Genomic DNA, 17,323 nt, shown 5'->3' on the forward strand with positions numbered 1-17,323 from the left:
GGCGGCAGCAATGACTTCACGTGGTTCTGCGTTTGCAAGATCGGCTAGCGGCGTACAGGATTCAGGTGAATGCAGCGGGCTGCACTCACCGATGTGCCCTAAGTTGCTTTGCAGGCACCTCCACTGGCGGCAACACCTCCATCAACAACTGCCCCGCGCTGGCGGTGATGCGCAGCTTGGTGCCGATGGCAAAGCCCAGTTGTTCCAGCCATAGGCCGCTGAGGCGGACATGGGGCACGTGCTGGTCGCCGGCGTGGTCGTGGGCGCCGGGGTAATGGGTGTAGCTGACGGTGCATTGGCGCGGGCGGCGGGCGCGGCGGGGTGCGCGTAGCGTGCCGGGGCCTTGCGGAGAGGCGTCCGGGTCGGGCGGCAGCATCGGTGGCAGCTTGGTGCGGTCGGGTTCCACAACAACCCACTGCACCCGCTTGGACGGCGTGGGGCGCGTACGTGTGTGGGTGGGCCGTGCGCTGGCAGATGCCGTGGGTGGGCGGCGGCGGGTCATGGCGCCTCCGGGTGGTGGTCGGTGGATGCGGCGACGCGCTGCTGCAACCCCACTGTCGTGCGTGCGAACCGGCGGCGCAAGGTGTGCGGCAACATAGCGGGCTGGCAAATCAGCGGACGCGCGGAATGGGCGCTCGCCTGCTCAACAGCCGCGCGTGCGACGAGCCGGCACAGCACATCGCCCACATCCCACCGCAGGCGGTGAGCGGAAGCTGGCAGCAGATCAACCGGCTCAGATGCCGGCATGGATGGTGCGGTAGACATGGCAACGCCCTCCTGGAACAACCCAAGAACCGCCGCCAACGGCGACGGGATGTCGGGAGGTTCGAAACCGCAGAGAGCCGGCGGGCGTATTCCCCTTGCGGGTGTTGTATTAGCCGCCCTCCCGACGCAGGCACTGCGTCGGCTTGTACCTGCAGGATGCAGGCACAAAAAACCCACCGGTTTGACGGAGGTGGGTACCGCTCTCTGAGGAGTTTCGACGCTCCTTGAACTTAGATTGCAAGTGCAAGGTGTGACGTGTCAATAGCCACATAAGGCCTTTGCCTGACTCCGCGCCCATAGGGCAAGCCCGCCGCAAATGCTTGGCATCGATCGCCCAGCCAGTGACTCGTATCGCAAAACCGAAGATCCGTTCTCAAGGAGTTGCGCACTGCGACCGATGCAATGGTTTGCTGCTCTCGGTATACCGCGCTCCGCGCCACTTGAAGGAACGACATGTCAATCTTGCGAAGAATTTCGGAGTCAATCGTAGGTACCAAGGACGCAATTAAGGAGAAAGGCGATATCGGGGAAACGGATCTCTGTAAGTGGCTTGGCGACTCCGGCCTGTCCTACGTTGCGGTCTGCCAGGCAAGGGAAAGCTTCGCCCCACTTTTCACAGGCGAGATCAAGCGACCGGATTTCATGGTCCTGCTCGACTCCATCGGACTGATTGCAGTCGACGCCAAAAACTTCGACTTGAAGGAGTGGGACGGCTCGCCCTGCTTCACGCTAAGCCTGCAGAAAGAGCTGCTGAAAGCGGTCGCGTTCGAGCGCATGTTCCGTATCCCGCTCTGGTACGCCTACAGAGGCGAGGACAATGACAACGTGTCTTGGTATTGGATCAGTGCGCTCAAGGCCGTTGAAGTGGGAATCAAGCGCGATGGCCGCCATGGTGATTTCTTGACCATCAGCCTTGAGCACTTTGCACATGTGGTCAACCCTGATGACATGGCCAAGCTCTATACACAGCGACTGCCTGGTGTCTCCAGGATCGCGGCGCTTCCGGCCACGAATTGATCGTGGAACCAGCATCTAAAAACATGACATCTTCCGATCCGGCTTCCGCTCGTCTGCAGATCATCGTGATCTTCACGCTTACTGAGAACGTGTGAATGTTTAAAGATATGATCGCTGCCGGTGGCCCTGGCCTACTCATCCCAATCGTGTTATTCGCGCTCATCATTTATGCAATGCGCGGTCTCTTCGATCTTCATGGCAGGCGAAGTCAACATCGACGAGAATTCCTTGAGCACTGGGACCCCAAGCGCGCAGATGACGATCTCTGGCTTGAGGTCACCGTTCGCCATCTCTATGGGCAACTGCTACCTGCTCATGTCATCCGTACCGCCCTGAATCACCCGCACTGCGGCCAGGCATTGATGGACCTTTCGGAGATATGGGAGTTCTACCATTACGACTCAGACACCCAAACGGTGCGCTGGACTCACGCGCGGCACAAGCGCGCAATGCGCAGATGGCTGAATCACCGCTGGTCGTTGGTGCGCTATTTCCTGCTTGCATTCATGGCAATGGGCGCAACTTATGTCGCGGCCCACGCTAGTGGACTCTTGCAATGGCTCTATGCAGTCGCTGCAGCAGTGCTGGGAATTTGCGCATTCATCAACCTGTGGCGCTGCGACGCAGAGAAAACGGCGGCCAATGTTGGCGAGATATGGATCAAACGCATCAATGATTCCTTCAATGGGACAACGATTTAATGAGCGAGAGCGAAGTTACTGGTGACCATCGCTACCTTCACAAGCCTTAAAAAAAAATGGACATACCCCGCACTGAGATTGATCTTTTCGATGAAATATTCTCGCTAGTCGAGGCCGGCATTAGCGTTGATTACGACTTCTTTGAGTACGACCTGGCCATTGGGGATGGATACATCGAAACCGCGATCATCGCGAGCTTAGATGGAGTCAACGTTGGGCAAGAACAAATACAAATGGATAGCTTCGAAATATTCAGGCTGGTAAAATCAGCGAGGGGCGGCATCTACGATGCCAAAGGATATTGGAGATCCTTTGTGATGACTTTTCGCAAGGGCGAACAGGTCAGCGTCAAGTTTCAGTACGGCTAGACAGCTCAATTGAAGCGCTCCTCTCGGCAAATTAAGGGGTGATACCTTCCGCTGGATCCGGACACTGCACTCCATCCCGCGCTAACACCTCAAACTCGGAAGATATCGGTCATTTAAGCGGTAAATGCGTGACGCCATGCATCTGGATACTGTAAAGCTCCAGACGAAACAAAGCTGAGCCTTCCACTGAAGAAGAGAAGGCATCGATCTGACGGCAGCGATGCCTATCTGCTATCAGACCTTACAGCGCGGGCCCTTCTCCGTACTGCGGAAATTCCAGGGGTTTTAACACAAAAGGGGAACAAGCAACATCTATTCGATGGCGAGCCTGCAGTAAAGGTACTGACGATGCACTCCAGTAAGGGACTAGAATTCGAGTCAGTGTTCATTCCCAGCAGCTGTGAGATTGGGCAGCGCTTACAAGCCGACAGTGAGGAAATGAGGCAGGAGGCTGAAGTGCTGTATGTTGCAATGACTCGATCTCTTGGCTCGCAGACAATGCTGCATCATCCCGAGACAGTACTAACCGAGCGGATTGGACAGGCCGCAGATCAGATACGGACCAGACTCGCAGCGTGAGATCTCGACTTGGAGGACGCTCGAACTGGGATGCTAATTTTGCATTGGCACCACCTGAGCAATGATCATCGAGCTGGTTGACTGGCCATGATGCCCGCCAACGCGCGATAAGACGCTGACCCATACCAAATGAATGAATCTGCTCCCGAGAATTAAACCCCGTTAGTTCACGCCATGCCGCGCTGTTGCTGATGGTCGCGCTCGTGCTCCACGGTCGCACTTTGAGATTGCTGGACCTGTGCTTCACCAATTTCCCGTAGACGCGCAGCATGCTGCTCCACTGGTGTATTCAGCACCTCATGCATGCTTCCATGCGCTCGAAGATGCGCGGGGTTGTTCAAGTCACCTTGGACCACGAAAAAATGCTCACCTCGTGCTGCCGAGCTGGTCGCATCGTTCAGCACAATATGATCCACGCGCTGCATGTTGTGATTTGCCGCCAGTACTGCACCGCCATAGGCCAACCGCTCGCTGTTGTCGTCGTACTTCCTCCCGAGCCCTTCTTCCAAGCGGCGAACCGCTTCTTCAGCGCTCTTCTGGATGGATTCGTACCAAGCAGAGGCTCGCTCACGCAGGTTCTGCGGCTTAAGAGAATCCAACGAGCCTGGCTCTTTCCCCGCCGCAGGCAGTGCATTGTCTGGCGCTGTCGGCTGCTCAGCTTCCAGCTGGCGAATGGTTTTGACCAACTCTCTTGGCGTTTCGATCGACAAAAACTCAGTAGCGTCCAGTCTATTCCCCGTAACGCTGGTGACGGTGTCGCTAGCCCAGCCTGCGCAGGTTGTCGTTGGACCCCACGTCACGTTCTGCTGGAGCGCTATCTCAAGCTCTTTAGCTTGTTCAGGAGTAAGGGTGTAGTAGCGACTGGCTGTCGCATCAGAGCCGGCCTCTCTTCCTTCCCGTATATCGGTGGCTTTGGGATCGCTCTGCCCTCGCCGAACAATGTCTGGGTGACTATCCGGCCATAATCCGTAATAACTTACTTCTCCGTTTCGCGAAACAGTCAGCCAAGCATGGCCGTCAGTGAACTTATCGAACGCAGTTCCATTCGCCTGCGTGTTTGGATCAACCCAGCTGTGCACTCCTAGCACGATCCGGTCAGCCATCTCCCACTCCTTTAGATGTCGAACGACTGGATACCGTCACCGTGCACAATGCGCACGCGATTTCCCGTGAATGGAATGACCACCCTTCCCACAGAAGGTGAAAGCCCCGGCATCAAGTCGACCATCGCCTTGCACTGCTCATGGATGGAGCACCGAAGAATCTTCACCGACAAAGAGCCATTCCCCACCTCAAAGTCAGCACCCGCAACGTAATACTGACTCTCCATTGGCACCTTGAAATCTATCTGCACATTCTCCGTGTCCTGCCTATGAACCGTTAGAGGAGACAATGACGACTGGGAGTATTGAACCGGCAAGTTGTTCTCCGCACATGCGGTGGTTGATACAGCCAGCACGGCCATCATCAATAAATTTGAATTTGTCATAGCTTGCGTTCCATGTCGTGGATCCAATTCAAGTGTGCATTGTTGGTGAAATGACGTTAAGGATCTATCAGCAGCACTGGCAGCAACTAACGCTATTCCTTGGCAACTCAGAACGTGTTGACAGCGGCCATATAAGTGATTCAATGAAGAAGTTTCGACTCATAAATACGTTCTGCGGAGTGAGAATAGCCGCAGCCCGGCCCATTCTACGCATCCACCTAGCCCAAGAAGTCAGGCTAACTATAGTGAACCCAACCCGAGGCTTCCGGCACGCTATGGGAAGGGCGCTACAAAGCTTGTCTTACAGATCGTGCTGACTACGTCCTTCATTGCTATCGCTACATTAAACTCAATCCGGTGCGTGCTCGCGTGACCGGCGACCCGGCGGCATATCGTTGGCCCCGTTGGCCAGCCAATCTGGATTAGCTAACGGGGGTCAGGTTCACTTCCTACACAAATTTCAGGCTAGCTTGTCAGCTCTCGAGAAGTTTCCTCGCTATCAGCACCAACGCGTGGCTGCGAGTCTTGTGCCATGGCCAGACTTCCACGCATCGACCTTCCCGGCATCCCGCAGCACATCGTGCAGCGCGGGAACAACCGGTTGCCCTGCTTTCTGGATGATGGCGATCGATTGCGCTATCTGCACCTGCTGCATGAGGCCCTGCACGCCACAGGCTGTCAGCTGCATGCGTTCGTATTGATGGACAACCATGTGCACTTGCTAGTCACGCCACCTGATGCGGAACGGATCGGACAATTGATGCAGCGGCTTGGACGAAACTACGTCGCATTGTTCAATGGCCGCCACGGGCGCACTGGTACGCTATGGGAGGGGCGGTACAAAGCGTGTCTTGTGGACAGTGCGGACTACGTCCTTCGCTGCTATCGCTACATTGAGCTCAATCCGGTGCGTGCTCGCCTGACAGACAACCCGGCAGCGTATCGTTGGTCCAGCTGCCCAGCCAACCTAGGCCAGCGCAAGCACTCCGCACTGACACCGCATCCCTGTTGGCTTGCGCTTGGCAGCGACCCGATCAAGCGATCCAACGCCTACCGTGCTCTGCTCGATGAAGCCCTCTCCGACGAACTGCTTACCAGCATTCGTCTTCATCTGCAGCAGCAGCGAGCCCTGGGCCACGACACCTTCCGCGCAATGGTCGAAGCCAAGACCAACCGCTTTGCAGGCGTCAGGCCAGCTCATCGGCCACGCAAACCGAACACCCCCAACTGATAAGTTAACCTGACCCCGTTACTCCGAGCCTGCCGAAGACATCATCAAGGATGACATCCGTGAACGTGAACGCCCGCAATGAGTTGCGCACCGTTGGGAAGCACATAAAGCGCGCCGCGCGGATCTTCTATCGAACCGCCTGGCTTGGCTGCCTTGCCTTCTGGCTGACGACAATACTGATGCCACTAACCTTCGGCTTAGAGAAATGCGGATCGTTGATCTGCGAACTCTTCGCTCCTGCAATAAAACTCTACGGTTCCGTGGGACCAAATACTCTACTCACCGCAATTGCACTACCGCCGATCCTCACGACCGTCCTCTTTATCATGCGATTATGCACAGGCCGATGGTTACAACCAGAATTACACCTTTGTATAGCAACCTGGGTCATATTCATCATATTTTTTGCGAATATACCGTCGTTCTGATCGACGAGGTATCCCGCTGACGGAATCAGGTTCATTTCCCAAACAAATTTCAGGCTACGGCGTCAGCTCTCGTGAGATTTCCTCGCTAGCAGCACCAACGGCCGGCTGCGAGTCTTGTGCTAGAGCCAGACTCGCACGTATCGATATTGCCAGCATCCCGCAGCACATCGTGCAGCGCGGTAACAACCGCTTGCCGTGCGTTCTGGATGATGGCGATCGATTGCGCTGCCTGTGTTTGCTGGATGAGGCCCTACAGGCCACGGGCTGCAAGCTGCATGCCTATATATTGATGGACAACCATGTGCACTTGCTAGTCACGCCAGCTGCAGCGGGACGGATCGGGCAGCTGATGCAACGGCTTGGGCGCAACTACGTCGCACTGTTCGACGGCCGCCACGGGCGCACAGGTACGCTATGGGAGGGGCGTTACAAAGCCTGCCTCGTGGACAGTGCTGACTACGCGCTTCGCTGCTATCGCTACATTGAGCTCAACCCAGTGCGCGCTCGCCTGACCGATGATCCGGCGTCGTATCGCTGGTCCAGCTGTCCGGCCAATCTAGGCCAGCGCGGGCACTCCGCGCTGACGCCACATTCCTGCTGGCTTGCGCTTGGCAACGACCCGACTGAGCGATCCAACGCCGACCGCGCCCTGCTCGATGAAGCCCTGCCCGACGAACTGCTCGCCAGCATCCGGCTTCATCTACAGCAGCAGCGCTCCCTGGGCCAAGACGCCTTCCGCGCAATGGTCGAAGCCAAGACCCGCTGCTTTGCGGTGTCAGGCCCGCGCATCGGCCGCGCAAGCCGAGCGCCGTCGATTAATAAGTGAACCTGACCCCGTTATTCCGCCTTGGATTTCATCGAGCCGGGGCGTCCAATGCAAAACGGTTTCATCGAACGCTTCAACGGCAGCTACCGGCGCGGCGTGCTGGACATGCATCTGCTCCGCACGCTGAGCGAGGTTCGCGAACAGACCGAACACTGGCTAGCCGACTACAACCAGCAGATCCCGCACGACAGCCTGGACGGGCTAACGCCCGCCGAGTTCCGTGAGCAACATCAGCCACAGACCTCTAGTTTTGGCTGGCACTGAATTAAGGGGAGTCGACAATTACGCTACCTGCACCTGCTGCATGAGGCCCTACAGGCCACGGGCTGCAAGCTGCATGCCTATGTATTGATGGACAACCATGTGCATTTGCTAATCACACCACCTGCAGCGGGACGGATCGGGCAACTGATGCAACGGCTTGGGCGCAACTAGGTCGTGCTGTTCAATGGCCGCCCCAGGCGCACCGGCACGCTGTGGGAGGGACGCTACAAAGCCAGCCTCGTGGACAGTGCTGACTACGTCCTTCACTGCTATTGCTGCATTGAGCTCAACACGGTGCGCGCACGCCTGACCGACGATCCGGTTTCGTATCGTTGGTCCAGCTTCCCGGCCAATCTAGGCCAGCGCGGGCATTCCGCGCTGACGCCACATCCCTGCTGGCTTGCACCTGGGAACGACCCGGCTCGAGCGATCCAACGCCTACCGCGCCCTGCTCGATGAAACCCTGTCCGACGAACTGCTCGCCAGCATCCGCCGTCACTTACAGCAGCAGCGAGCTCAGGGCCACGACGTCTTCCGCGCGATGGTCGAAACCAAGATCCGCCGCTTTGCGGGCGGCAGGCCCGCTCATCGGCCGCGCAAGCAGAGCGCCATCGACTGACAAGCGAACCTGACCTCGTTATTCTGATGGAAACGAAAAAATATAGAGCATAAAGCTCGAGCTACAGGGCCAAATAGCTGCTATCGACCCGTTACGCAGCTTATGTAGGAGAATTTCTCGAGCGTGCCATCGATCCTAACTATCCAGAAGCATCGGCCGCCGTAACCGTCTTCCAACACCTCAAAATGATCCACTCCAGCTCCGATCTTCTGCACACTATCTATGTGCAGGCTAAGTAACGCTCGAAGATCCACCTCGTCATCGGTTAGGACTCTATCACCCACTCTATATCTACCCAGCATCCTCTTAAAGAATTGAAGGGCATCCTTCTGCAGGACGAAGACCCTACTACCTACCTGCACGGACTTTGCGGCCATTAAAACCCCGTATGCTTTGCACTATCGATGATTGATTGGACTTCCCTTACTATGATTACAGGAATTTCAGATCCGATGATCAAATTAATGTTTTCACGCATCCAGTTAAGACAGTCATCGTGGTTCATCTGGTCGTTGGCAATGACATCATTAATCGCCACCGCACTCATTCGGGATAACCCCAGCTCCATCAATGACAGCATAGTTCGCGTTGATACACCAAACTCTAGCGCCGTCCCTATGTCAATGTCATCACTCAATAAATCGGCGCGATTCGCCTCTGCGAGGAAAAACTTTAGAACATCTACGTATGCCGCGATGTACTTCGGCGCCTTGAATCTTGCAACCTGCTCGACAAGCTCCATGGTCTCTCTGATGATAAGAGGTACTTTGACCTCCTTCCCCTTGCGGTTCAGATAGTCAATTCGCTTCCTTATCATGTGACTGAGAGAGTATCCCCTAAGCCAGTCAAGGACTACGATCGAGTACACGGTCGTAGCAGAGGGAGGCTGAAATGCAGGGAATACGTGTTCGTTGATAGCACTCATAATCGCATTGAACCTTCCGTATGCCTTGTCGCTATCAGCTGGTTCAAGTAACAACAGCTCTTCTCTTCCTAAGAAGCGCCTGAAGTACTGCAATAGCTTTTGGAGACCAAGGGCTGCTACGCCCGGATGTCGGGAGATAAGATCCGCAGGAAGCTCAATCGCAGGAACCACCGACGCCAGGCTGCTGTTTAGTGCGAGGATATCGGCAGCCTTACGGCGCAACGCGAATGGGGCGCCGAGGATTGATCCACTCCTCATGTACACTTCCAGAAGATAGGATGAAACCTGCTCGAGATCCGAGTTATCGAGTATCTCTCTGACTACTGCATCTGGCCTTGCCCTTATGTACGCGTCAAGTTCGTTAACTCTATCCATTACCGCATCCGTTTCTCGCTCAATGGGATAGCGAGAGCGCTCTGGAACCCCAGAAGGCCAAGCATCAGTATCATTTGGATCAATACAGACAATGTTTCCCTGAAATTCATTCCCCCAGCGACCGGCACGACCGGCCAGGTTCCAGAAGTCAGCCGCTCCCATAGGATGACCGCGCCCCTTGCGAGGCCCTCGCACGACGATCGTTCGACAGGATAGATTCACCCCTTCAACCAATGTGGACGTGCAGACCAAAAATCTTAGCTTTCCGGTGCGGAAGAGCTTCTCAATCTCCTGACGAAGAAGAGATGGCATGTTTCCATAGTGGAATGCCACCCCTCGCTCTACCACATTGGCAAGCTGATACTCCGGATGAACTCCCTTTCGTGCAAGATCTGCAAGATTGGCAAGCTCTGAATCGATTACGATTTCGTTTTCGATTTGCTGAAAGATGAGCATCGCGATCCTTTCAGCATCCGCAGCACCATTCGCGTACACCAGCGTCCCACCGCGCTGACCGACTGCGGCCGCAATGGACGCGATCTTCTTCGATAGGCTATTAGGCCTATTCTTAAGGAGGAGACTTCCAATCGGGAGCATACCGGAGGGCGTTCTTAGATCAAGCGTCCACTCCAATGGCTTGCCGGCGCACGGTGAGCACAGGATTATGTTCTGAAGAACCGTTGGGAAGTCACTATCCACGGCGACCTTCTTCGCTATGGCCGGAGCATCTTCTAGCAGAATTCCGGGATTCTGGGTCGCGGGACTGATGAAGACAGCTCGCATGGATGGATTCCCTGAAGCCACGCGCTCAATCGCCGATTGAAGAATGACCCCTCTCCCGCCATCTCCGATCTTATGTGCCTCGTCTACCACGAGGAGATCAATCCGCAGATCATCTCCGACTGTATTTGCTAAAAGGTGAAGCCGCTCCTGCGTAAAAATAAGAATGACCTTCTTCGCCTGCTTCAGAGGGGCGAGGTAGCTATCTTTGAGCGGCAACGATGCCACGTGAATTCTATCCGCAACCTCCATCTCGCTGACGAGTTCAATTATTGAAGACTCGACCTCTGAGACCAGCGCCCGCGTCGGTGCGATATACACAGCAACAGTCGAATCGCTTGTCAACATCCGATCAATCAGCCATTTGCGCACCAAAAACGTCTTTCCGGATGCGGTAGGCGCGGAAGCGGATAACCACGACGTCTCCTCTGACGACGCCCCACTCCAGAAGTCGCGCTGAAAGTCATTAACTGGCAACCACTTCCCCGTGAACTTTTCGAGGATGGTTGTCTCCATCTGTCTGCGAAATGCTTCGAGCCGACTTGTAATTCCTAGACGACCATCCAATCTTGGGCTGATGAGCGCACGCTCTTCAGCGAGGGTGACTGCACGATGATTTGATAGTTTCTCAAGCAAGATCGCACCCGCGTCCCGCCACGTTTTTCGTTCTGGGAGCAATACAGCCGCCGTCGCGATTTTCAACGCTGTCTCTTCGTGGCTCCGAATCCGTGACCGAGCAAGTATGCTCCCGGCCAAGAGCAAACGCTGCCAGTCGATAGGCTGGCAATCAGCCGAAGGGGCCTTACTGGGGGAGAGTTCAAACTCCATCTCGACCATCCTCCGAGAGATGAGAGCAATTTCATCCCGGACACCATCCTCCACCAGCCAATCCTGCAGTTCCGTTGCACTCATTTTGAGATCCCCAGCGCGCGCAAAAATTCCCGCCTGAATGTGCTCACCTTGGGCACCGGTACACACAGCAGCTCTATCTCAAAATTCTCTATTTTTCTTTTTTCGATATGTTTCTTGGCCTGGATCAGCCAATCCTGGATGTCTACTTTTACTTGCGCAGCAAGCTTTTCCGCGATAGCGCTGCCATTCGCTTCCGGGTACATTGCCGAGTCGAACCCGACAAGTCCTATTCCGCAATAACGCACTCGATTGGACATAGCTGAATTTTTGTCGAAGTAGCGTTTGAAGGCGGAAGTTAGTTCAGGATTACTGAGATCTGCTTTGTCGCTGAGAAGCACAAGATCTCTCTCTCGCTCCGCCTCTTCGCTCTCCTCTTGTGAAAGAAATGGGGCGAGAGAGCGGAGGCATGCGGAAATTGCTGAACTAGGTGTGGCATAGACCTTGGACTCTCCCCAGTAGAGCTTGAGAACACCCTCATCCGTAACCCCTGCATACACACCGTCCGCACCGTGGTAGTGCATCTTCGAATCGGTCTTTAGATCCATCTTGCACAGCACTTGCGGAAGTTTAAGGTAATGCTGGGCGAGGACGTAAAGGAGCATCTCCCCACCCTCGCCGCTATTCTTCAAGTCGGTAAATAGACTGCGAGCTTCAAAAAGAAGCGAGTTCATCGCCGCCGAACTTTTGAATTCAGCGTCCCGCTTTCGCGCTGCCTCGATCTTGGTCCGCGGAATTGCGTAGTCCGTTAGTACAAGACGAAGGTACTCAACAAGTCGCGACACCTTGACCCGCCCGTTTGCATCAACCGAGAGGCAATGGCAGCTCAAGCGCATCTCAGATCCTGCGATTGGTATCGACTTCTCTACCAGGGTCAGGTGCACATCCAGCTGGTTCGCATCCCCAGATAGGATTGCCTCAAGGTCGCTTGACTTTAGTTCCGTCACTGGAAATCCCATAAATCCGTTAAGCACAGCCTAGCGCTATAAGACGCACGTGAAAAGACCAGTCCCGCGGCCCTATTCCGTCAATTCTTTGACGTTACAGTTCGGAGGATCATGCAGTGGCTATGAACCGACTCTTCTCCAAGCATGTGGGTGGGCGGGAATGGCGGTTTCAACAGCGAATCTTTATCACTGTATTACCTGCGACTGGCGCCTCACTGGAATCAGAGACATCCGCTAGTGGCGCCACTCCCCGCTCACACAGAGGAACGCCTGCAGCCAGACCTGTCGCCGTCGCTTGCAGCTACCCACGAGGTGGTTGTCTAGCAACCACTCGCCCCGCTCCTTGTCCTTTCCAGAATGACGGAATCTATTCGTGCCCGCGCCAAGCAGCCATCCAACTTGCCTCGCCCCCCTCGTGGCAATTAGGCTAAATGGCAGAGCAGGCACTTGGATTCCTTACCACTTTCAACCAAGCCTCTGTCTCATGAATCGGTTAACGCGCCCAGTCTTAGGCGTGACTGACACCCCTCCCGTTTCCATGTACTGCATTCTTCGATCAGCCTCTCGCCAAGACTCGGTACCATGATCGCCGAATCGACGCTTCGTCGGTTCGTCCATGAACAGGTGATTCGCAGAAAGGTAGGTAGTAGCAGAAGTCGAGATTGCTGTAATTTTGTGGAATACAGCTGAGTCCGGCACTACCGAAAGGAACGCAGAGCCTTGCGAAATTGAATTGTCTGTATCGGCGCTTATTGAAGAGGCGATTAGGCAGTATTCGGGAAAAACGGCGATATTCACCCCCTTACGCCCGGTCTGGACGGAGGGAAACGCGATACCTTGAGCTGTCTCTCCAATCTTCATTCGCAAGTACTCGAACACGACTTGGGTGGATAGGTATGTAAGCTCATCACCCGTTCGCTTTGGCCGGGACATTTTACTCACTAAGGAGCGAATGAAGCTCCTGCGATGTACTTGATCCAGATAACCCTCCTGTAACATGCTCAGATCAGCAGTCTGACCGTCTGCCAACCTCGAGATATCCAGGAAGATCATTGAATTGATCGGACTAAGAGCCACAGAAACTACGTTATCCCCCGTAATTGATCTAATTTCACTCAAGCAAGTATCCCGATCGAGGGCGCAATACAGCGCTGAAATTCCGCTAGGAGTCATCCTCTGATTTCCGGCTAGCCAAGGCGGGGTTGGACCGAACTCAGCACCTGGATTTCCCGCAAGCTTCTGTGCACTTTCCAATCCGTCAACTTTTCTTGCGCGGTACAATGCGACGCCCGGCTGAAGAACTAGCAAGCGAGAAGTGGCAATACTGCCTTTTACATCAACCAGGTCGGCAAATATTTTATCCAGAAATGCCGACGCGCCAGAATTGAAGAAGCGATGGACGTGAGTTATTCCACGAACGAAGGCGACCCACTTGTCGTCATAGGGGTTCCGCTCGAGATTTCCCTCGTCCATGAAAAAATGACGCTGGTTACCATACTCATCTTGGCGCAAGTCATCCGGAAGATTCTCGATAGCATCATCAATATAAGGATCTTCACCGAGCCCCAGCCATTCTGATAGGACGACATCAATTGTGGCTATCTGTATATCGTCCGAACCGCACTCATAGATCATCGCCTGCTCATAGTCCGACAACTTATCAATGAACACTATGTTTTCACGAATGCGATCCCACAAATAGTCGTAAAGTGCTCGTGTGGTTATGCAAAGGTTCTGACCGTGACAGAAGAAGCACTGCCCCGCAGTTCCTTCAGCTGCGAGCAAGTCCTTAAGAGCATTGGGAGACATGCAGTCAATGCAAACTAGCTTAGTCATACTTTTGCGCACCTATATTCTTTTCACATGGGCAAAGATAGAACTGTTCATCAATCCAGCAGTCCCGGCCCTTAGCCATGGCTGTCTGCACGAAGGAAGCCGCGTGTCCACTAGGCGATGCTAGTCTTTCCACAGCGTACAAAACCAAGACGCTGGGATCTCAAAACAGGCTTCAGTCAAGCACATGCGCTTGCGAGCCACCGGCAATCATGCAACTTAGCGCATAGGTTGAGAATGTTGTCTAGGCCGGAAAATCACGCTTGCGCAAAAATTTACTGCAGTTGGAAGATCTTTAATCAGACGAAGGGCTTGGGCCAACAATGGTCGAGGAGTAGCGTTCCAGTCATGCCTAGCAATCCCCGCTTGCTGGCTATGTAATCTGGAGGTGGTCCATGCTGCTGCACTCCCTCATTTCACAGTTGCGCTCTCCTCATCGAATCGATCCGGGATCGTCAGCGAACTCGATACCAATTCGCTCATAGTCGACAATAAGCGACCGAAGAGCGGCGCTTCACGCAGAAAAAAGGGTGCCCGAGGACACCCTTTTTACCGTTGCCTCAAACCCCAACAGGATTCGCCTTCTCAGGATCAATCTTGTACTGCTTGATCGCCCGGGCCACATCCTTGCCGGTCATCTTGCCATCCTTCGCCAGCGCGGCAATCGCAGCATGCGCGATGTAGTACCGATCGACCTCGAAGAAGCGGCGCAGATTCGCACGCGTATCCGAGCGACCGAACCCATCCGTGCCGAGCACGGTGTAGGTCATCGGGACGAAGGCGCGGATCTGGTCGGCGAAGGCGCGCACGTAGTCGGTTGCGGCAATCGCCGGGCCCTGGCGGCCTTCCAGCAGCTGGGTGACGTAGGGCTTGCGCTGTTCGGCCTCCGGGTGCAGGCGGTTCCAGCGTTCTACGGCGTAGCCGTCGCGGCGCACTTCGTTGAGGCTGGGGCAGGACCAGATGTCGGCAGTGACGCCGAAGTCCTTGTCCAGCAGCTCGGCCGCGGCAATGGCCTCGCGCAGGATGGTGCCGCTGCCCAGCAGCTGCACGCGCAGCTCGCCCTTCTTGGGCTTGCCGGCGTCCTTGAGCAGGTACATGCCCTTGATGATGCCCTCGGCTGCGCCGTCCGGCATGCCGGGGTGGGCGTAGTTCTCGTTCATCAGGGTGATGTAGTAGTACTCGTCGATCTGGTCTTCCATCATCGCCTTCATGCCGTGCTGCATGATGACGGTGACTTCGAAGCCGAAGGTCGGGTCGTAGCTACGCACGTTGGGGATGGAGCCGGCGATGACCTGGCTGAAGCCGTCTTCGTGCTGCAGGCCTTCGCCATTGAGCGTGGTGCGGCCGGCGGTGCCGCCGAGCAGGAAGCCACGCGTGCGCATGTCCGCTGCCTGCCAGGCGATGTCGCCCACGCGCTGGAAGCCGAACATGGAGTAGTAGATGTAGAACGGCAGCATCGGCACGTCGGACACCGAGTAGCTGGTGCCGGCGGCCATCCACGAGGCGATGGCGCCCGGCTCGCTGATGCCCTGCTGCAGCACCTGGCCGGTCTGGTCTTCGCGGTAGTACATCAGCTGGTCGGCATCGACCGGCTTGTACTTCTGGCCGAACGGGGCATAGATGCCGATCTGGCGGAACATGCCTTCCATGCCGAAGGTGCGCGCCTCATCGGCCACGATCGGCACGATGCGCGGGCCCAGTTCCTTGTCGCGCAGGGCGATGTTGAGGCTCTGCACGAAGGACATGGTGGTGGAATAGCTGCGCTCGCCGCTGTCCTTGAGCAGGCGCTCGAACTTGTCGAGCGTGGGCGCCACGAACGACTTGCTGGCCTTGGGACGGCGCGAGGGCAGGAAGCCGCCCAGCACGTTGCGGCGTTCTTTCAGGTACTGCACTTCCGGGGAATCTTCGCCGGGGTGGTAGAACGGCACCTGGCCGTCTTCCAGCTGGGCGTCGGTGACCGGGATGTTGAAGCGGTCGCGGAAGTGCTTGACCGCCGCGTCGTCCAGCTTCTTGGTCTGGTGGGTGGGGTTGAGCGCCTCACCGGCCGAGCCCATGCCATAGCCCTTGACCGTCTTGGCCAGGATCACGGTGGGCATGCCGGTGGTGTTCACGGCCAGGTGGTAGGCGGCGTACACCTTGTGCGGGTCGTGGCCGCCACGGTTCAGGCGCCAGATGTCGTCGTCGGACAGGCCGGCGACCATGGCCGCGGTCTCCGGATACTTGCCGAAGAAATTCTCGCGGGTGTAGGCGCCGCCGAAGGCCTTGCAGTTCTGGTATTCGCCGTCGACGGTTTCCATCATCAGCTTGCGCAGCACACCGTCGCTGTCCTTGGCCAGCAGGGCGTCCCAGTAACCGCCCCAGAGCAGCTTGATGACGTTCCAGCCGCCGCCACGGAACACGCCTTCCAGTTCCTGGATGATCTTGCCGTTGCCGCGCACCGGGCCGTCCAGGCGCTGCAGGTTGCAGTTGACCACGAAGATCAGGTTGTCCAGGCCTTCGCGGCCGGCCAGCGCGATGGCGCCGAGGGTTTCCGGCTCGTCGCTCTCGCCGTCGCCGATGAAGCACCACACCTTGCGGTCGGACTTCTCGATCAGGCCGCGGTTTTCCAGGTAGCGCATGAACTGCGCCTGGTAGATGGCGGCCAGCGGGCCCAGGCCCATCGACACGGTGGGGGTCTGCCAGAACTCGGGCATCAGCCACGGGTGCGGGTAGGACGAGATGCCCTGGCCGTCCACTTCCATGCGGAAGTTGTCCAGCTGGGCCTGGCTGATGCGGCCTTCCAGGAAGGCGCGGGCATAGATGCCCGGAGCGCTATGGCCCTGGATGAACAGCAGATCGCCCGGATGGTTGTCCGAGGGTGCGCGCCAGAAGTGGTTGAAGCCCACGTCGTACAGGGTGGCGCTGGAGGCGAACGAGGCAATGTGGCCGCCCAGGTCGCCCGGCTTGCGGTTTGCGCGCACGACCGTGGCCATGGCGTTCCAGCGGATGATCGAGCGGATCTTCCACTCCAGCGCGGAGTCGCCGGGGTGCTTGGCCTCATTGGCCGGTGCGATGGTGTTGACGTACTCGGTGGTGGGCGAGAACGGCAGGTAAGCGCCGGCGCGGCGGGTCTGTTCGACCATGCCTTCCAGCAGCTGATGGGCGCGCTCCGGGCCTTCGACGTCGATGACGGCCTTGATCGATTCGAGCCACTCCTGCGTCTCAAGCGGGTTCGGATCGTTGTGCAGCACTTCGTTCAACCAGTTCATTAGCGCTCCCGGGGGGACA

17 protein-coding genes and 1 pseudogene are annotated in these 17,323 nt (G+C 56.4%); 9 read left to right on the forward strand and 9 right to left on the reverse strand.

Annotated elements, in window-relative coordinates:
- Positions 1 to 85: 85 nt before the first annotated feature.
- Complete coding sequence (locus ABQZ09_RS07895) at positions 86 to 502, reverse strand: SymE family type I addiction module toxin (RefSeq protein ID WP_349776588.1); 417 nt, start codon at positions 500 to 502, stop codon at positions 86 to 88.
- Positions 499 to 765 (reverse strand): hypothetical protein, encoded by a 267-nt coding sequence (locus ABQZ09_RS07900; protein ID WP_349776589.1) that lies wholly within the window; start codon positions 763 to 765, stop codon positions 499 to 501. The genes ABQZ09_RS07895 and ABQZ09_RS07900 overlap by 4 nt, the downstream gene beginning before the upstream one ends.
- A 453-nt stretch (positions 766 to 1,218) precedes the next feature.
- Between ABQZ09_RS07900 and ABQZ09_RS07905 the strand changes: the two genes are divergently transcribed.
- From ABQZ09_RS07905 to ABQZ09_RS07920, 4 genes are all read left to right on the forward strand, one after another.
- Entirely contained in the window at positions 1,219 to 1,782 is a 564-nt protein-coding gene (locus ABQZ09_RS07905) for a hypothetical protein (RefSeq protein ID WP_349776590.1), read from the forward strand.
- Between the two features lie 95 nt (positions 1,783 to 1,877).
- Positions 1,878 to 2,483 (forward strand): hypothetical protein, encoded by a 606-nt coding sequence (locus tag ABQZ09_RS07910; RefSeq protein ID WP_349776591.1) that lies wholly within the window; start codon positions 1,878 to 1,880, stop codon positions 2,481 to 2,483.
- A gap of 56 nt (positions 2,484 to 2,539) precedes the next feature.
- Positions 2,540 to 2,851 (forward strand): hypothetical protein, encoded by a 312-nt coding sequence (locus ABQZ09_RS07915; RefSeq protein WP_349776592.1) that lies wholly within the window; start codon positions 2,540 to 2,542, stop codon positions 2,849 to 2,851.
- 273 nt (positions 2,852 to 3,124) lie between these two features.
- A complete protein-coding gene (locus ABQZ09_RS07920) occupies positions 3,125 to 3,430 on the forward strand; it encodes a 3'-5' exonuclease (protein ID WP_349776712.1) in 306 nt (101 codons plus the stop codon).
- A gap of 167 nt (positions 3,431 to 3,597) precedes the next feature.
- Here the strand turns inward: ABQZ09_RS07920 and ABQZ09_RS07925 are convergent, their stop codons facing one another.
- The gene (locus ABQZ09_RS07925) at positions 3,598 to 4,533 is read right to left on the reverse strand and encodes an XVIPCD domain-containing protein (protein ID WP_349776593.1); all 936 of its coding nucleotides are present in this window, start codon (positions 4,531 to 4,533) and stop codon (positions 3,598 to 3,600) included.
- An 11-nt stretch (positions 4,534 to 4,544) separates the two neighbouring features.
- Positions 4,545 to 4,919, reverse strand: a complete 375-nt coding sequence (locus tag ABQZ09_RS07930) for a hypothetical protein (RefSeq protein WP_349776594.1) — start codon at positions 4,917 to 4,919, stop codon at positions 4,545 to 4,547.
- Positions 4,920 to 5,451: 532 nt separating this feature from the next.
- On the opposite strand from ABQZ09_RS07930, the gene ABQZ09_RS07935 reads away from it, so the two are divergent.
- From ABQZ09_RS07935 to ABQZ09_RS07955, 5 genes and pseudogenes are all read left to right on the forward strand, one after another.
- On the forward strand, positions 5,452 to 6,150 hold the full coding sequence (locus ABQZ09_RS07935) for a transposase (RefSeq protein ID WP_349776595.1): 699 nt from the start codon (positions 5,452 to 5,454) through the stop codon (positions 6,148 to 6,150).
- A 597-nt stretch (positions 6,151 to 6,747) separates the two neighbouring features.
- On the forward strand, positions 6,748 to 7,404 hold the full coding sequence (locus ABQZ09_RS07940; protein ID WP_349776596.1) for a transposase: 657 nt from the start codon (positions 6,748 to 6,750) through the stop codon (positions 7,402 to 7,404).
- 18 nt (positions 7,405 to 7,422) lie between these two features.
- Positions 7,423 to 7,668, forward strand: a pseudogene (locus tag ABQZ09_RS07945) (integrase core domain-containing protein); the annotation flags it as partial.
- Positions 7,669 to 7,704: 36 nt separating this feature from the next.
- A complete protein-coding gene (locus tag ABQZ09_RS07950; RefSeq protein WP_349776713.1) occupies positions 7,705 to 7,839 on the forward strand; it encodes a transposase in 135 nt (44 codons plus the stop codon).
- A gap of 229 nt (positions 7,840 to 8,068) precedes the next feature.
- Entirely contained in the window at positions 8,069 to 8,287 is a 219-nt protein-coding gene (locus ABQZ09_RS07955) for a hypothetical protein (protein WP_349776597.1), read from the forward strand.
- An 80-nt stretch (positions 8,288 to 8,367) separates the two neighbouring features.
- Here ABQZ09_RS07955 and ABQZ09_RS19885 read toward each other — a convergent pair whose 3' ends face one another.
- The 5 genes from ABQZ09_RS19885 to aceE form a co-directional block, all read right to left on the reverse strand.
- Entirely contained in the window at positions 8,368 to 8,664 is a 297-nt protein-coding gene (locus tag ABQZ09_RS19885; protein WP_503018685.1) for a DCL family protein, read from the reverse strand.
- Positions 8,664 to 11,279, reverse strand: coding sequence for a DEAD/DEAH box helicase (locus tag ABQZ09_RS07960; RefSeq protein WP_349776598.1), 2,616 nt, complete (start codon positions 11,277 to 11,279; stop codon positions 8,664 to 8,666). Before ABQZ09_RS07960 ends, ABQZ09_RS19885 begins: the two co-directional genes overlap by 1 nt.
- Complete coding sequence (locus ABQZ09_RS07965) at positions 11,276 to 12,160, reverse strand: HamA C-terminal domain-containing protein (protein ID WP_349776599.1); 885 nt, start codon at positions 12,158 to 12,160, stop codon at positions 11,276 to 11,278. Before ABQZ09_RS07965 ends, ABQZ09_RS07960 begins: the two co-directional genes overlap by 4 nt.
- Positions 12,161 to 12,688: 528 nt before the next feature.
- Positions 12,689 to 14,032 (reverse strand): RES family NAD+ phosphorylase, encoded by a 1,344-nt coding sequence (locus ABQZ09_RS07970; RefSeq protein ID WP_349776600.1) that lies wholly within the window; start codon positions 14,030 to 14,032, stop codon positions 12,689 to 12,691.
- A gap of 584 nt (positions 14,033 to 14,616) precedes the next feature.
- Positions 14,617 to 17,304, reverse strand: coding sequence for a pyruvate dehydrogenase (acetyl-transferring), homodimeric type (gene aceE, locus ABQZ09_RS07975; protein ID WP_349776601.1), 2,688 nt, complete (start codon positions 17,302 to 17,304; stop codon positions 14,617 to 14,619).
- Positions 17,305 to 17,323: the final 19 nt, after the last annotated feature.

Origin of the sequence: Xanthomonas sp. WHRI 6106 (assembly GCF_040202405.1) — a bacterium.
GTDB lineage: Bacteria > Pseudomonadota > Gammaproteobacteria > Xanthomonadales > Xanthomonadaceae > Xanthomonas > Xanthomonas cannabis.

Coding starts and splice junctions, on each gene's coding strand:
- ABQZ09_RS07895 (WP_349776588.1), bottom strand. CDS start 502: ATGACCCGCCGCCGCCCACCCACGGCATCTGCCAGCGCACGGCCCACC.
- ABQZ09_RS07900 (WP_349776589.1), bottom strand. CDS start 765: ATGTCTACCGCACCATCCATGCCGGCATCTGAGCCGGTTGATCTGCTG.
- ABQZ09_RS07905 (WP_349776590.1), top strand. CDS start 1,219: ATGTCAATCTTGCGAAGAATTTCGGAGTCAATCGTAGGTACCAAGGAC.
- ABQZ09_RS07910 (WP_349776591.1), top strand. CDS start 1,878: ATGTTTAAAGATATGATCGCTGCCGGTGGCCCTGGCCTACTCATCCCA.
- ABQZ09_RS07915 (WP_349776592.1), top strand. CDS start 2,540: ATGGACATACCCCGCACTGAGATTGATCTTTTCGATGAAATATTCTCG.
- ABQZ09_RS07925 (WP_349776593.1), bottom strand. CDS start 4,533: ATGGCTGACCGGATCGTGCTAGGAGTGCACAGCTGGGTTGATCCAAAC.
- ABQZ09_RS07930 (WP_349776594.1), bottom strand. CDS start 4,919: ATGACAAATTCAAATTTATTGATGATGGCCGTGCTGGCTGTATCAACC.
- ABQZ09_RS07935 (WP_349776595.1), top strand. CDS start 5,452: ATGGCCAGACTTCCACGCATCGACCTTCCCGGCATCCCGCAGCACATC.
- ABQZ09_RS19885 (WP_503018685.1), bottom strand. CDS start 8,664: ATGGCCGCAAAGTCCGTGCAGGTAGGTAGTAGGGTCTTCGTCCTGCAG.
- ABQZ09_RS07960 (WP_349776598.1), bottom strand. CDS start 11,279: ATGAGTGCAACGGAACTGCAGGATTGGCTGGTGGAGGATGGTGTCCGG.
- ABQZ09_RS07970 (WP_349776600.1), bottom strand. CDS start 14,032: ATGTCTCCCAATGCTCTTAAGGACTTGCTCGCAGCTGAAGGAACTGCG.
- aceE (WP_349776601.1), bottom strand. CDS start 17,304: ATGAACTGGTTGAACGAAGTGCTGCACAACGATCCGAACCCGCTTGAG.